The organism is Pseudomonas sp. GW456-12-10-14-LB2 (assembly GCF_002884345.1).
GTDB classification, from domain to species: domain Bacteria; phylum Pseudomonadota; class Gammaproteobacteria; order Pseudomonadales; family Pseudomonadaceae; genus Aquipseudomonas; species Aquipseudomonas paraglycinae.
Map to the genome: position 1 here is coordinate 44,638 of NZ_POHV01000011.1, position 14,138 is coordinate 58,775.

At 61.5% G+C, this 14,138-nt stretch carries 14 protein-coding genes; 9 read left to right on the forward strand and 5 right to left on the reverse strand.

Features of this window, described 5'->3' with window-relative positions:
• The first annotated feature begins 166 nt into the window (after positions 1–166).
• Entirely contained in the window at positions 167–1,312 is a 1,146-nt protein-coding gene (locus tag C1X29_RS09625) for an MFS transporter (RefSeq protein WP_085746799.1), read from the forward strand.
• Between the two features lie 21 nt (positions 1,313–1,333).
• Here C1X29_RS09625 and C1X29_RS09630 read toward each other — a convergent pair whose 3' ends face one another.
• Together C1X29_RS09630 and C1X29_RS09635 are read right to left on the reverse strand one after the other, a co-directional pair.
• Positions 1,334–2,902, reverse strand: a complete 1,569-nt coding sequence (locus tag C1X29_RS09630) for a phospholipase D family protein (RefSeq protein WP_102717313.1) — start codon at positions 2,900–2,902, stop codon at positions 1,334–1,336.
• Between the two features lie 60 nt (positions 2,903–2,962).
• Positions 2,963–4,384 (reverse strand): PLP-dependent aminotransferase family protein, encoded by a 1,422-nt coding sequence (locus tag C1X29_RS09635; protein WP_102685868.1) that lies wholly within the window; start codon positions 4,382–4,384, stop codon positions 2,963–2,965.
• Positions 4,385–4,563: 179 nt separating this feature from the next.
• On the opposite strand from C1X29_RS09635, the gene C1X29_RS09640 reads away from it, so the two are divergent.
• Positions 4,564–4,809 (forward strand): DUF1127 domain-containing protein, encoded by a 246-nt coding sequence (locus C1X29_RS09640; protein ID WP_102685867.1) that lies wholly within the window; start codon positions 4,564–4,566, stop codon positions 4,807–4,809.
• Between the two features lie 34 nt (positions 4,810–4,843).
• Here C1X29_RS09640 and C1X29_RS09645 read toward each other — a convergent pair whose 3' ends face one another.
• Positions 4,844–6,154: an FAD-binding oxidoreductase gene (locus C1X29_RS09645; protein WP_102717314.1), complete on the reverse strand. Its 1,311-nt coding sequence runs from the start codon at positions 6,152–6,154 to the stop codon at positions 4,844–4,846.
• Between the two features lie 145 nt (positions 6,155–6,299).
• On the opposite strand from C1X29_RS09645, the gene C1X29_RS09650 reads away from it, so the two are divergent.
• Entirely contained in the window at positions 6,300–6,653 is a 354-nt protein-coding gene (locus C1X29_RS09650; RefSeq protein ID WP_007954485.1) for a YkgJ family cysteine cluster protein, read from the forward strand.
• A 4-nt stretch (positions 6,654–6,657) separates the two neighbouring features.
• Here C1X29_RS09650 and C1X29_RS09655 read toward each other — a convergent pair whose 3' ends face one another.
• Positions 6,658–7,146, reverse strand: a complete 489-nt coding sequence (locus C1X29_RS09655) for an Lrp/AsnC ligand binding domain-containing protein (RefSeq protein WP_003177284.1) — start codon at positions 7,144–7,146, stop codon at positions 6,658–6,660.
• Positions 7,147–7,300: 154 nt separating this feature from the next.
• Here C1X29_RS09655 and dadA point away from each other — a divergent pair, with 154 nt between their 5' ends.
• The 6 genes from dadA (at position 7,301) to C1X29_RS09685 (ending at position 13,393) form a co-directional block, all read left to right on the forward strand.
• Positions 7,301–8,605: a D-amino acid dehydrogenase gene (gene dadA, locus C1X29_RS09660; protein ID WP_007954487.1), complete on the forward strand. Its 1,305-nt coding sequence runs from the start codon at positions 7,301–7,303 to the stop codon at positions 8,603–8,605.
• A complete protein-coding gene (locus C1X29_RS09665; protein WP_039765240.1) occupies positions 8,577–8,930 on the forward strand; it encodes a RidA family protein in 354 nt (117 codons plus the stop codon). The genes dadA and C1X29_RS09665 overlap by 29 nt, the downstream gene beginning before the upstream one ends.
• A 95-nt stretch (positions 8,931–9,025) precedes the next feature.
• Positions 9,026–10,099 carry an alanine racemase gene (gene alr / locus C1X29_RS09670; protein ID WP_085746795.1) on the forward strand — a complete coding sequence of 358 codons (1,074 nt, stop codon included), beginning with the start codon at positions 9,026–9,028 and terminating at the stop codon, positions 10,097–10,099.
• An 88-nt stretch (positions 10,100–10,187) separates the two neighbouring features.
• Positions 10,188–10,736: a cupin domain-containing protein gene (locus C1X29_RS09675; RefSeq protein WP_003229444.1), complete on the forward strand. Its 549-nt coding sequence runs from the start codon at positions 10,188–10,190 to the stop codon at positions 10,734–10,736.
• Between the two features lie 181 nt (positions 10,737–10,917).
• Positions 10,918–11,334, forward strand: coding sequence for a cytochrome c5 family protein (locus C1X29_RS09680; protein WP_102685864.1), 417 nt, complete (start codon positions 10,918–10,920; stop codon positions 11,332–11,334).
• A gap of 136 nt (positions 11,335–11,470) precedes the next feature.
• A complete protein-coding gene (locus tag C1X29_RS09685; RefSeq protein ID WP_102717315.1) occupies positions 11,471–13,393 on the forward strand; it encodes an acetyl-CoA hydrolase/transferase C-terminal domain-containing protein in 1,923 nt (640 codons plus the stop codon).
• A gap of 137 nt (positions 13,394–13,530) precedes the next feature.
• On the opposite strand, the gene C1X29_RS09690 is transcribed toward C1X29_RS09685, so the two are convergent.
• On the reverse strand, positions 13,531–14,103 hold the full coding sequence (locus C1X29_RS09690; protein WP_003229440.1) for a xanthine phosphoribosyltransferase: 573 nt from the start codon (positions 14,101–14,103) through the stop codon (positions 13,531–13,533).
• Between the last annotated feature and the right edge of the window lie 35 nt (positions 14,104–14,138).

Genomic DNA, 14,138 nt, shown 5'->3' on the forward strand with positions numbered 1-14,138 from the left:
CGAGGTGGGCTCCCGAACGATACAAAGATCCCTGTGGGAGCGAGCTTGCTCGCGAAAGCGGTGTATCAGTCAGCACATTTGCTGAATGTGAAACCGTTATCGCGAGCAAGCTCGCTCCCACAGTGTTTTGTGGTGCACATAAAAATTATCCACAGGAGCGTGGACCATGCGTTGGGCGACGTATTTCGCCGTGTTGGCGTCTGTCTTGAGTGTTGGCCTGGCCCTCGGTGTCAGCATGCCGCTGGTGTCGTTGCGCCTGGAGGGCTGGGGCTACGGCTCGTTCGCCATCGGCGTGATGGCGGCAATGCCGGCCATTGGCGTGTTGCTGGGGGCGAAAATTTCCAGTCATCTGGCCGCTCGTTTCGGTACCGCGAACCTGATGCGCCTGTGCCTGTGGGCCGGGGCACTGTCCATCGGTCTGCTGGCGCTGCTGCCGAGCTACCCGATCTGGCTGGTGCTGCGGCTGATGATCGGGGTGATCCTGACCATCGTGTTCATCCTCGGCGAGAGCTGGATCAATCAACTGGTGGTCGAGCACTGGCGCGGGCGATTGGTCGCGCTGTATGGCAGCAGTTATGCGCTGAGCCAACTGTCTGGTCCGTTGCTGTTGGGCGCACTCGGTACCGATCACGATTATGGTTTCTGGGTAGGTGTCGGTCTGCTGATCGCTTCGCCGTTTCTGCTGCTGGGTCGCAGCGGCGCGCCCAGCAGCGAGGCCAGCAGCGTGACCTTCGGTGATTTGTGGGGTTTCGCTCGCGAACTGCCGGCCATCGCCTGGGCGGTGTCGCTGTTCGCCGCGTTCGAGGCGATGATCCTGACCCTTTTGCCGGTGTATTGCCTGCAACAGGGCTTCACCGCCGAAATCGCGCTGGCGATGGTCAGCACCGTGGTGGTGGGCGATGCGCTGCTGCAATTGCCCATCGGTGCGCTGGCCGATTATCTGTCACGGCGGACTCTGTTCACCGGCTGCGCTGTGGTGCTGATGCTGTCGAGTCTGGCGATCCCGATGCTGCTCGACACTTTGCTGATCTGGCCGCTGTGGGTGCTGTTCGGCGCCAGTGCCGGTGGCCTGTTCACTCTGTCGCTGATTTTGATTGGCGAGCGCTACCGCGACGATGCGCTGGTGCGGGCGAATGCGCATGTCGCGCAGCTGTGGGGTGTCGGTTGTTTGATCGGGCCGTTGATGGCGGGGGCGGGCAGTCAGTGGATCAGCGGGCATGCGCTGCCGTGGCTGATGGCGGCCGGGGCATTCGGACTGGTGATTCTTCTGTCACGGCAAGGGGCGTTCGGCAAGGTGTCGGCGCCCGCTTGATAAGCCGGTTGGAGCGGGCTGTTACAGCATCCGCTCCAGTCCCACGGTGGTGCTGAACCACGCATTGAAGCGCCGCCACCAACTCCCCGGCTCCTTGGTCAGCGTGTGCATCTGGCCGTTGTCCTCGGTGACCCACACCACTTTTCCGTCCTGCAGTTTCGCTTCGTAGCTGAGCGCTGGCGCCATGCCTTGCAAGGCCAGTTCGCGTACGTGGGCTGCCAGTTCGGGACTGTCCACCAACACCCCGACTTCGGTGTTCCACAGCACCGAGCGCGGGTCGAAATTGAACGAGCCGATGAACGATTTTTTGCCGTCGAAGATCATCGCCTTGCTATGCAGGCTCGAGTCCGAGCCACGATAGGACTTGCTGTAAAACAGGTGCGGGCCGCTGCCATAGTTATCCCCAGGCTGGCGCCGCAGCTCAAACAGCTTCACGCCATGTTCCAGCAGCGCCTTGCGATACGGCGCATAACCGCCGTGCACCGCTGGCACATCGGTGGCTTCCAGCGAGTTGGTCAGCAGGCTCACCGACACGCCGGCATCAGCGCGACCGGTCAAGTAGACCAGTCCCGGCTGTCCCGGCACGAAGTAGGCAGAAATCATCACCAGTTCTTTGCTGACACCCGTGAGCTCCGGTGCCAGTTGGGTCGTCAGCAGCAATTGCGGTTCGGGTTCGCCCTTGGCCAGTACCTTGCTCGGCGCATCCCACAGCGCCTGGTTCCAGGCCCAGATCAGCTCTTTGCGCCAGATATCCATGCGCGGGTCGGTGCGGTAGGTCATCAACTGCTGATACAGCGCGTGATTCTGTTTGCGGGTTTCTTCGAGGGATTCTTCCAGGCGTGTGCGGGTGTTCTGCAGGTCTTTGGCCGAGGGTTTGCTGGAGAGGAATTCGTCGATCGGCTTGCTCAGGGCACTGTTCCAGTACTGGTCGAAACTGTGCCCGAGCTGTTCGGCGACCGGCCCGACACTCAGCATGTCGATATCGGTGAAATTCAGGTTGGGCTCGGCATCGAAGTATTCGTCGCCCAGATTGCGCCCGCCAACGATGGCCGCGCTATTGTCCGCCAGCCACAACTTGTTGTGCATCCGCCGGTGTTGCAGCGACAGGTTGAACAGCCGCCCGGCCGCCCGGGTCACGCCGGTGCTGCGCCCCAGGTGCAGCGGATTGAACAGGCGAATCTGGATCTGCGGATGTGCCGCCAGGGTGGCGATGATCAGGTCGAGGCCGTCGCTGGTGGTGTCGTCCAGCAGGATCCGCACCCGCACGCCACGATCGGCGGCCTTCAACACTTCCTCCACCAGCATTCGCGTACTGATGCCGTCATGGACGATGTAGTACTGCAAGTCGAGGCTGCGTTGTGCGTTGCGGATCAGCTCGGCGCGAGCGGTAAAGGCTTCGGTGCTGTTGGACAGCAGGCGAAAGCCGGACTGGCCCTTGTAGGGCGCCGCCTGGGCCTGGATCGAACGGCCGAACGCGGAGTCGGCCGCCGGCAACGCCTGGCTCGGTTCGCGCGGTACGTCGATAGACGCACAACCGCCAAGGAACGTGGAGAGTACCAGCAGAGCGAGTAGGGGATGTCTGAAGCTCACGTGGGATCGTTCCGGTTGGCGGCAGGGTTGGGCATATGGACGCTGTTTGCTCGTGAAAAGTCAGTCGGCTTCGGCCAGCAGTCTGATCGCTGCCGCACCGACCTTGCGCACTGCCTCTTCGATCAAAGCTGTCGGTTTGGCAGCGTAGTTCATGCGCAGGCAATTGCGGTACTTGCCCGAGGCGGAAAAGATGCTGCCGACGGCAATCTGTACGCCCTGATCGTGCAGCGCACGATTCAGTTTCAGCGTATCGAAACCTTCCGGCAGTTCGACCCAGAGCATGAAGCTGCCTTGCGGACGGCTCGCGCGGGTACCGGCCGGGAAGTAACGCGTCACCCAGTCGATCATCACATCGCGATTGCGCTGGTATTGCGTGCGCATCCGCCGCAAATGCGGTTCGAAGTGCCCGGCCTTGAGAAATTCGGCGATGGCGATCTGCGGCTGGGGCGCGGTGGAGCCGGTGCTGATGTATTTCATGTGCAGCACGCGTTCGAGGTAGCGACCGGGCGCGACCCAGCCGATGCGCAATCCCGGCGCGAGCGTCTTGGAAAATGAACTGCAGAGTAAGACTCGGCCATCTTCGTCGAAGGATTTGATCGTGCGCGGACGCGGGTAGGTGTAGGCCAGTTCGCCATACACGTCGTCCTCGATGATCGCCACGTCGAAGCGCTGGGCCAGGTTGAGCAGGGCGCGTTTACGCGACTCCGGCATGATGTAGCCGAGCGGGTTGTTGCAGTTGGGCGTGAGCTGGATGACCTTGATCGGCCATTGTTCCAGTGCCAGTTCCAGGGCTTCGAGGCTGATGCCGGTGAGCGGGTCGGTGGGGATTTCCAGGGCTTTCATGCCCAGCCCTTTGAGAGTCTGCATGGCGCCGTGGAAGCTTGGCGAATCCACTGCGACTATGTCACCGGGCTCGCAGATTGCGTGGATGCTGGTAGACAGCGCTTCATGGCAACCGGTGGTGACCACCAGATCGCTGGCGCTCAACTGGCAGCCGGAATCGAGCATCAGTCGGGCAATCTGTTCGCGCAGTTCGAGGGTGCCGTGGATGTTGTCGTAATACAGACCGGGCATGTCCTGACGGCGGCTGATACGGGCCAGCCCGCGCAGCAGCGGCTTCATCGTCGGCGACGAGATGTCCGGCATGCCGCGACCGAGTTGCACCACGTCCTTGCGCGGCACGGCGCGAATCAGTTCCAGCACCTGATCCCACTGGGAAATTTCCACCGGCCGTTGCGCGGGGCGCCCGACTGCCGGCAGTTCGGGCAACTCACGCCCGACCGGCACGAAGTACCCGGATTTGGGTTTCGGCGTGGCCAGGCCGCTGTCTTCCAGCATCCGATAGGCCTGCTGCACCGTGCTCAGGCTGACTCCGTGTTCTACGCTCAAGGCGCGCACCGAGGGCAGGCGATCACCAGGACGGTAGAAGCCTTGTTCGATGCGGGTGCCGAGCAATTCGGCGAGATTCACATAGAGCGTCATGGCACTGCCTCGATGCAGATGATTCGTTAAACCAGTACAGATGCGGCGTAAATCGACAATTCAGTCTCAGAGACAGCAAATCTGTATGTAAATAATACAGATGTGTTGAATCTGTAATGCTTTTGCTCGCCCGCGCATCATGGAATCTCTGGCTACCCAAGTAAACAGGAGCAATGAAAATGAACGGTTTGAGCGATGTGCGGCTGACGTTACACAGTCAGGAACTGGAGGCAGGGCAACAGGACAAAGCGCGCAACGAGAGCATGTGCAACGCACCGTCCGGCCTGAGTCGCTGGGACCTGTTCTGGCATCGTCTGCACACGCGCAAGGCGTTGCTGCGCCTGACGCCGGAACAGCTCAAGGACATCGGGCTGACCCGCGAGCAGGCGCTGGAGGAAGGGTTGAAGCCGTTCTGGCGGATTTAGAGGGATCGTTCCCACGCTCTGCGTGGGAACGATCTCAGACCAACTCTTTAAGCCGGTGCCACAGCATCCCCAACGCCAGCAGCGGCGAGCGCAGATGCTTGCCGCCGGGGAAGGTGATGTGTGGCACTTTGGCGAACAGGTCGAAGCCACCGCTGTGCTGGCCGCTGATAGCCTCGGCCAGCAGCTTGCCCGCCAGGTGCGTGGCATTCACGCCGTGACCAGAATAAGCCTGGGCGTAATACACATTCGGCTGATTCGCGAGCCGGCCAATCTGCGGCAGACGGTTGGCACCGATGCCGATCATCCCGCCCCACTGATAATCGATCTTCGCCGAGGCGAGCTGCGGGAACACCTCCAGCATCTTGGGCCGCATGTAGGCGCCGATGTCCTTTGGATCACGCCCCGAGTAATGGCAGGCGCCGCCGAACAACAGACGACGATCCGCCGAGAGCCGGTAGTAATCAAGCGCTACACGCTGGTCGCAGACCGCCATGTTCTGCGGCAGCAGGGCGTGGGCCTGTTCTTCGCTCAGGGGTTCAGTGGCGATGATGTAGCTGCCGGCTGGCAGCACCTTGCCGCTGAGTTGCGGATTCAGATTGTTGAGGTACGCGTTACAGCCCAGCACGAGCGTCTTCGCCCGTACCGAGCCTTGCGCCGTGTGCACCCTTACTTCGGGGCCATAGTCGATGCGGGTGACCGCCGATTGTTCGAACAGTTTGACGCCCAGTTGTTGCGCCGCTGCGGCTTCTCCGAGTGCCAGGTTCAGCGGGTGCAGATGCCCGGAACCCATGTCGATCAAACCGCCGACGTAGCGGTTGGAGCCGACTACGGTGTGCATCTCGTTCGCTTGCAGAAGGCGGGTTTCGTAGCGGTAACCGAGGCTGCGCAGCTCTTCGGCGTCTTCGGCAAAGCCTTCCAGATCGGAAGGTTTGTTGGCGAGGTCGCAGTAACCCCAGGTCAGGTCGCAGGGAATCTGAAATTTTTCGACGCGCTGGCGGACGATTTCCACCGCTTCCAGGCCCATGAGTTTCATTTGACGCACGCCGTCGGCGCCGATCACGTTGGCGAACTGATCGAGGCCGTGACCGACCCCGCGAATCAGTTGCCCGCCGTTGCGTCCGCTGGCGCCCCAGCCGATCCGGTGCGCTTCCAGAAGCACCACGCTCAAACCCCGTTCAGCCAGTTCCAGCGCGGTGCTCAGCCCGGAGAAACCGCCGCCGACCACGCACACGTCCGCGATCAGTTCACCTTGCAGCACCGGATGGTCGGGCTGCGGCAGGCTGCTGGCGGCGTAATAAGAGGCAACGTGGGGTTGGCTCGCGGTGGCTTGGGCGCGGGCATTCATGGGCGTCATCCTGAGCGGGTGTCGAGAAAATTTGACGGAGCATAAGCCGCAGGCCCGAGGCCGGGCAACATTGGTCGGCCCGTGGTGTCTGGATCACGGCTTTTGCGGCACAATTGCCGCCTATTCCGCTCCGGTTACCGCTGCAATGAGCTGCAACAGTCAGAAAATCCGCACCCTGCGTCAGCAGATTCCCACGTTCGAATGCGTGCCGGGCTGTCATGACTGTTGCGGGCCGGTGACCACCTCACCCGAAGAAATGTCCCGCCTGCCGCGCAAGACGCGCGCCGAGCAGGACGCAGCGATGGAAGAGCTCAACTGTGTGCACTTGGGACCGAATGGCTGCACGGTGTATGACGAACGGCCGCTGATCTGCCGGTTGTTCGGCACCACCCAGACCTTGCCGTGCCCCAACGGCCGGCGACCGGTGGAGCTGATTCACCCACGGGTCGAGAAGCAGGTGTTCGAGTACATGGCCGAAAACCGGCAGGTACTGGTCTGAGCGATCAGTCCGGAATCGGCAGGCTCAGGCTCTCTTTCACTTCTTCCATCACGATGTAGCTCTTGGACTCGCGCACATGCGGCAGCTTGAGCAGGATGTCGCCCAGCAGCTTGCGGTACGAGGCCATCTCGGAAATCCGCGCCTTCACCAGATAGTCGAAATCCCCTGACACCAGATGGCATTCCAGCACGTGGGGCAATTTCAGCACCGCACGTCGGAACTCTTCGAAAGTATCGCCGGATTTGTAGTCGAGGCTGATCTCGACGAACACCAGGAGACTACCCTTCAAGTGCTGCGGATTCAGGCGGGCGTTGTAGCCCATGATGATCCCCTCGCGCTCCAGGCGCCGCACCCGCTCCGTGCAAGGCGTGGTGGAGAGCCCGACCTTCTCGCCCAGCTCGGTGAATGAAATCCGCCCGTCCGCCTGCAGGATCCGCAAGATGTTGCGGTCGATCTTGTCCAGCTCACGTTTGGTCTGAGTGTTGGTACGCATAGGGGATGCGCCTCCGTGAAAAGGGTTTTTGCCGAGAATTGTCGCCAAATATAGGCGCTTATACAGTGAAAAGCACTGGCAAATCTTTTTTACACTGCGCGCATCATTGCTCTAACAACAGACGTACGCGGCACGCCGCGATGAGGGATACAAAATGCGCGTTATGGTCTTGGGTAGCGGCGTCATCGGTACCGCCAGTGCTTACTATCTGGCCCGTGCCGGGTTTGAAGTGGTGGTGGTCGACCGGCAGCCCGCCGCGGCCATGGAGACCAGTTTCGCCAACGCCGGCCAGGTCTCGCCGGGCTACGCCTCGCCGTGGGCCGCGCCGGGCGTACCCCTCAAAGCCATCAAGTGGCTGCTGCAACGCCACGCACCGCTGGCGATCAAGGCCACCGCCGACATCGACCAGTACCTGTGGATGGCGCAGATGCTGCGCAACTGCACTGCCAACCGTTACGCGGTGAACAAGGAGCGCATGGTGCGTCTGTCCGAGTACAGCCGCGACTGCCTCGACGAATTGCGCGCCGAAACCGGCATCGCCTACGAAGGCCGCAGCCTCGGTACGACCCAGTTGTTCCGCACCCAAGCGCAACTGGATAACGCCGCCAAGGACATCGCTGTATTGAAAGAGTCCGGCGTACCGTTCGAAGTGCTCGATCGTGCCGGCATTGCCCGCGTCGAACCGGCTCTGGCCGGTGTCACCGACATCCTCGCCGGTGCCCTGCGCCTGCCGAACGACCAGACCGGCGACTGCCAGATCTTCACCACCCGCCTGGCCGAAATGGCCACCAAGCTCGGTGTGGAGTTCCGTTTCGGCCAGGACATCCAGCGGCTCGACTTCGCCGGTGACCGCATCAACGGCGTGTGGATCGACGGCAAGCTGGAAACCGCTGACCGCTACGTGCTGGCCCTCGGCAGCTACTCGCCGCAACTGCTCAAGCCGCTGGGCATCAAGGCCCCGGTGTATCCGTTGAAGGGCTACTCGCTGACCGTGCCGATCACCAACCCGGCGATGGCCCCGACTTCGACCATTCTCGACGAGACTTACAAAGTCGCGATCACCCGTTTCGATAACCGCATCCGCGTCGGCGGCATGGCGGAGATCGCCGGTTTTGACCTGTCGCTGAACCCGCGTCGGCGCGAAACCCTGGAGATGATCGTCAACGACCTTTATCCTCAGGGCGGCAATCTGGCCGAAGCGAGTTTCTGGACCGGCCTGCGTCCAACCACCCCGGATGGCACGCCGATCGTCGGCGCCACCCCGTTCAAGAACCTCTTCCTGAACACCGGTCACGGCACCCTCGGCTGGACCATGGCGTGCGGCTCCGGTCGCTTGCTGGCTGATTTGATGGCGAAGAAAAAGCCACAGATCAGCGCCGAAGGCCTCGATATTTCCCGTTATGGCAACACCACCCAGGAGTCCGCAAAGCATGGCAATCCAGCGCCAGCTCACCAATGAGCGCATGAGTCAGATCGTCAGCCACAACGGTACGGTGTATCTGTCCGGGCAGGTCGGCGATGACTTCAACGCCGGTGTCGAACAGCAGACCCGCGACGTACTCGCCAATATCGAGCGCCTGCTCGATCTGGCCGGCACCGACAAACAGCATCTGCTGTCGGCAACGATCTACCTGAACGACATCGAGGCGCACTTTGCCGGCATGAATTCGGTGTGGGATCAGTGGCTGCCCAAGGGCGCCGCCCCGGCCCGTGCCACGGTTGAAGCGAAGATGGCCAAGCCGAGCATCCTGGTCGAGATCTCCATCGTCGCCGCGTTGCCGTAACCCGTTGTAAAGATCCCTCTCCCGGTGCTGTTGGCGGTTCACGCCGTCAGCCAGCGCCGGTTTTTATTCCCATGACCGCCAAGAAGTCTGCTGCCATGCGTCCTGCCCGTGCCCTGATCGACCTTCAAGCCCTGCGTCACAACTACCGTATCGCCCGTGAAGTCACCGGTGCCAAGGCACTGGCGGTGATCAAGGCCGATGCCTACGGCCATGGCGCAGTGCGTTGCGCCCAGGCGCTGGAGGCTGAAGCGGACGGCTTCGCGGTGGCGTGCATCGAAGAAGCCCTGGAACTGCGTGCCGCCGGGATTCGCGCGCCGGTGCTGTTGCTCGAAGGCTTTTTCGAGGCCGATGAGCTGGCGCTGATCGTCGAGCACGACTTCTGGTGCGTGGTGCATTCGCTGTGGCAGCTCGAAGCGATCGAGCAGGCGGCGTTGGGCAAACCGATCACCGTGTGGCTGAAGCTCGATTCGGGCATGCACCGTGTGGGCCTGCATCCGAAGGATTACCCGGCGGCTTATCAGCGTCTGCTGGCCAGCGGCAACGTAGCGAAAGTCGTGCTGATGAGCCACTTCGCCCGGGCCGATGAGCTGCACGAGCAGAGCAGCGCCGAGCAAGTTGCCGTGTTCGAGGCCGCGCGTCAGGGCCTGGCCGCTGAAGTCAGCCTGCGCAATTCGCCGGCGGTGCTGGGCTGGCCTCAGATTCACAGCGACTGGGTGCGTCCGGGCATCATGCTCTACGGCGCCACTCCGTTCGAAGAAGCCAACGCCGTGGCCGAGCGCCTGCAACCGGTGATGACCCTGGAATCGAAAGTCATCAGCGTGCGCGAGCTGCCGGCCGGCGAACCGGTGGGTTACGGTGCGAAATTCATCACCGACAAACCGATGCGCATCGGCGTGGTCGCCATGGGTTACGCCGACGGTTATCCGCGTCAGGCGCCGACCGGCACTCCGGTACTGGTGGCCGGTCAGCGCAGCCGCATTCTTGGCCGGGTGTCGATGGACATGCTGTGCATCGACCTGACCGACGTGCCGCAAGCCGGCCTCGGATCGACTGTCGAGTTGTGGGGCAAGAACATCCTCGCCAGCGACGTGGCGAAGTGGGCGGACACCATTCCGTACCAGATCTTCTGCAACCTGCGCCGGGTGCCAAGGCTCTATTCCGAGGGTTGAAGCGCTAGCGGGGCCCAAGTGTTGTAAATACTGAACGCTGTCGCCATGATAACGCTCAATATTTCTACAACATCAGGAGGCTCCAGCCTTGGACGTCGGTGAACGACTGCAATCGATCCGCAAGCTCAAAGGGCTTTCCCAGCGTGAACTCGCCAAGCGCGCGGGCGTCACCAACAGCACCATTTCGATGATCGAAAAGAACAGCGTCAGCCCTTCGATCAGTTCGCTGAGGAAAGTTCTTGGCGGGATTCCCATGTCCATGGTCGAGTTCTTTTCCGAAGAGATCCTGCAGGAAAAACCGACCCAGATCGTCTACAAGGCCAACGAGCTGATCGACATTTCCGACGGCGCCGTGACCATGAAACTGGTCGGCCGCGCGCACCCGAGTCGGGCCATCGCGTTCCTCAATGAAATCTACCCGCCGGGCGCCGACACCGGCGAAGAAATGCTCACCCACGAAGGCGAGGAAACCGGGATTCTGGTGGAAGGGCGCCTGGAGCTGGTGGTGGGCCTTGAAACTTTTATCCTCGAAGCCGGCGACAGCTACTACTTTGAAAGTACCAAGCCGCATCGTTTCCGTAATCCGTTCGATGCACCGGCGCGACTAATCAGCGCAGCCACGCCGGCGAATTTTTAAACAAAGAGGCGCCAGGCCATACGGCGAAGGCACCCGAAACGTTTTTCCACAGCGCGATATAACCCCTTCGACTTTGGGGTTGTTTCAGTGAAGCGGGCTAACCGCTATACTTGCGCCCGCCTGCGAACCGTGGCCGCAGGCGTGAATAGCCACCATTGAGGGTGAACGCGTGAACCTAATTATGAAAATGCTGGCTGCACCAGCAACCGTACTGGCCCTCTGGGCTGTCAGCGCTCAAGCTGCGACGAATGACGATATTGCCAAACGCCTTGAGCCGGTCGGCCAGGTGTGTGTTCAAGGGCAAGAGTGCAAGGGGATGGAAGTCGCTGCTTCGGCAGGCGGCGGTGGCGGCGCCAAGACGCCGGACGAAGTGATTGCCAAACATTGCAACGCTTGCCACGGCTCCGGCCTGCTGGGCGCACCGAAAATCGGTGATGCGGCAGCCTGGAAAGAGCGCGCCGATCACCAGGGCGGCCTCGACGGCATCCTGGCCAAGGCCATCACGGGCATCAATGCCATGCCGCCGAAAGGCACCTGCGCCGACTGCTCCGATGAAGAGCTGAAGGGCGCCATCCAGAAGATGTCCGGCCTGAAATAAGCCGCGCTTCTGACGAAAAAAACCGTCTCCGGACGGTTTTTTTGTGCCCGCGATTCACGCCTGAGGCTGTTCTTTGCAGCAAACAACCGGCAATCTCGGTCGTACCTCTATTCACGGAACGGGCAGGAGGCTTCAGATGGTGCAGCTGTGTTCGATCGAACAGGCAGTGGACGACGTGCTGGCGCGGTTGCCGGCGCACATCCACATGGGCCTGCCGCTGGGGCTGGGCAAACCCAATCCCTTCGTCAACGCGCTGTACCGGCGGGTTGCCGGATTGCCCGAACGTCAGCTGACGATCTACACCGCCTTGTGCCTCGGCCGTCCGGCCTTGGGCGATGGTTTGCAGAAGCGCTTCATCGAACCCTTCGTCGAGCGGGTGTTCGGCGATTACCCGGAACTGGAATTCCTCGCCGACCTGCACCGCGACAGCCTGCCGTCCAACATCCGCATCGAGCAATTCTTCATGCAGCCCGGCAGTCTGCTCAACAGCGCGCCGGCCCAGCAGGATTATGTCAGCAGCAATTACAGCCACGCCGCCCGTGATATCAACGCCGCCGGCCTGAACCTGGTGGCGCAGTTGCTCGCCAGTAGCAGCGAACACCCGGATCGCCTGAGCCTGAGCTGCAACTCGGACATCACCCTCGACCTGTTCCCGATGATCGCCAAACGCCGGGCAGCGGGGGAAACGATCCTGCTGGTCGGCCAGGTGCACACCGAGTTGCCGTACATGCCGGGTGACGCCGAAGTCGACATCGATACCTTCGACCTGCTGATCGACGAGAAAGACAGCAGCACGCTGTTTTCCACGCCGAACATGCCCGTGGGATTTCAGGATCACTTTATCGGTTTGCACGCCAGTACCTTGGTGCGCGATGGCGGTACTTTGCAGATCGGCATCGGCTCTATGGGCGATGCGTTGACCGCTGCGTTGCTGGCGCGTCAGGCCGACAACGCCGGATACCAGGACTTGCTGGCCGATGTGAACCTCAGCCAGTGGGCGCAATTGATCGAGCGCGAGGGCGGCATCGAACCCTTCGCCAAAGGCCTGTACGGTTGCAGCGAAATGTTCGTCAACGGCCTGCTGGTGCTGGCCGAAGCCGGGATCATCCGGCGCAAGGTCTACCCGGATGTACAGACTCAGGAGCAAGCCAACGCCGGGACCCTCGACGAAGCGGCGCAAACCGACGGCCTGTCGATCCACGGCGGTTTCTTCCTCGGGCCGCGCAGTTTCTATGAACGCTTGCGTGAGTTGCCGCTGAGCAAACGCCTTGAATTCAACATGACCCGCATCAGCTACATCAACGAGCTGTACGGTCAGGAAGAACTCAAACGTCTGCAGCGTCTGGATGCGCGGTTCATCAACACCGTATTCACCATGACCCTGCTGGGTGCCGGGGTAGCGGATCAGCTGGAAGACGGGCGAGTGCTCAGCGGCGTCGGCGGGCAGTACAACTTCGTCGCTCAGGGCCATGCGTTGCACGATGCGCGCTCGATTCTGCTGCTGCGCAGCTGGCGCGAATCCGGCGGCGATGTCAGCTCGAACATTGTCTGGGAATACGGCCATTGCACGATTCCACGGCACCTGCGCGATATCGTGGTCACCGAGTACGGCATCGCCGATCTGCGCGGCAAGTCGGATGCGGTGGTGATAGAGGCGCTGTTGAACATCAGCGATTCGCGCTTCCAGCAGGGGCTGATCGAGCAGGCGCAGAAGGTCGGCAAGCTGCCGAAGGATTTCCGCCTTGATCCTCGCTTTGCCGACAACACCCCGCAACGCTTGCAGGCGATTGCCGCGCGGCATCCGAACCTGTTTCCGGAGTATCCGCTGGGCTGCGACTTCACTGAGGTCGAGAAGGATCTGTTGCGGGCGCTGAACTGGCTCAAGAGCAAATTCAAGCTGACCGAGATTCTGGAGCTGGGCAAGGCGGCGCTGGATGCGCCTGAGGCTTCGCTGTATCCGGAGCATTTGGCGCGCATGCAGCTCACTGATCCGGAAGGTCTGAAGGAAGACCTGTTTCAGCGGTTGTTGCTAACGGGCCTGAAGGCCACCGCGCAATAACAAACAACAAAAAACCTGTGGGAGCGGGCTTGCCCGCGATGGCGGTTTATCACTCAACTAGGATGTTGAAGGATATGGCCCCATCGCTGGCAAGCCAGCTCCCACAGGTATTGCAGTGTGTTTGCGCCTATCAGCGATTACTCGATGAAAGTCACCACGCCATCCTTCAGCGACTTCACGCGAGCCAGCGACTCGACGCGGTAACCCTGCGAATCCAGTTCCGCACGGCCGCCCTGGAACGACTTCTCGATCACGATGCCCAGACCCGCGACGGTGGCGCCGGCCTGCTTGATGATCGAAATCAGCGCCTGGGACGCCTTACCGTTGGCCAGGAAGTCGTCGATGATCAGCACGCGGTCGCTGCTGGTCAGGTGACGCGGGGAGATGGCCACGGTGCTTTCGGTCTTCTTGGTGAACGAGTAAACGGTCGCCGACAGCAGGTTTTCAGTCAGGGTCAGGGACTGTTGCTTGCGGGCGAAGATCACCGGCACGCCGAGGTTCAGACCGGTCATGATCGCCGGAGCGATGCCCGAGGCTTCGATGGTGACGATCTTGGTGATGCCCGAATCCTTGAACAGCGTGGCGAATTCGTCGCCGATCAGCTTCATCAGGGCCGGGTCGATCTGGTGGTTCAGGAAGGCGTCGACCTTCAGGACCTGGTCGGAAAGCACAATGCCTTGTTCGCGGATTTTCTGGTGCAATGCTTCCATGAAGCTGTCCTCATTTGACGCTTTGTGCGTCGAAG

What these genes read in the sequence shown, in the direction of transcription:
- C1X29_RS09665 (WP_039765240.1), top strand. Translation starts at nt 8,577, where the DNA reads ATGGCAATCCAGCGCCAGCTCACCAATGAGCGCATGAGTCAGATCGTC.
- C1X29_RS09680 (WP_102685864.1), top strand. Translation starts at nt 10,918, where the DNA reads ATGAAAATGCTGGCTGCACCAGCAACCGTACTGGCCCTCTGGGCTGTC.
- C1X29_RS09645 (WP_102717314.1), bottom strand. Translation starts at nt 6,154, where the DNA reads ATGAATGCCCGCGCCCAAGCCACCGCGAGCCAACCCCACGTTGCCTCT.
- C1X29_RS09640 (WP_102685867.1), top strand. Translation starts at nt 4,564, where the DNA reads ATGAACGGTTTGAGCGATGTGCGGCTGACGTTACACAGTCAGGAACTG.
- C1X29_RS09685 (WP_102717315.1), top strand. Translation starts at nt 11,471, where the DNA reads ATGGTGCAGCTGTGTTCGATCGAACAGGCAGTGGACGACGTGCTGGCG.
- C1X29_RS09655 (WP_003177284.1), bottom strand. Translation starts at nt 7,146, where the DNA reads ATGCGTACCAACACTCAGACCAAACGTGAGCTGGACAAGATCGACCGC.
- C1X29_RS09650 (WP_007954485.1), top strand. Translation starts at nt 6,300, where the DNA reads ATGAGCTGCAACAGTCAGAAAATCCGCACCCTGCGTCAGCAGATTCCC.
- alr (WP_085746795.1), top strand. Translation starts at nt 9,026, where the DNA reads ATGCGTCCTGCCCGTGCCCTGATCGACCTTCAAGCCCTGCGTCACAAC.
- C1X29_RS09690 (WP_003229440.1), bottom strand. Translation starts at nt 14,103, where the DNA reads ATGGAAGCATTGCACCAGAAAATCCGCGAACAAGGCATTGTGCTTTCC.
- C1X29_RS09625 (WP_085746799.1), top strand. Translation starts at nt 167, where the DNA reads ATGCGTTGGGCGACGTATTTCGCCGTGTTGGCGTCTGTCTTGAGTGTT.
- C1X29_RS09635 (WP_102685868.1), bottom strand. Translation starts at nt 4,384, where the DNA reads ATGACGCTCTATGTGAATCTCGCCGAATTGCTCGGCACCCGCATCGAA.
- dadA (WP_007954487.1), top strand. Translation starts at nt 7,301, where the DNA reads ATGCGCGTTATGGTCTTGGGTAGCGGCGTCATCGGTACCGCCAGTGCT.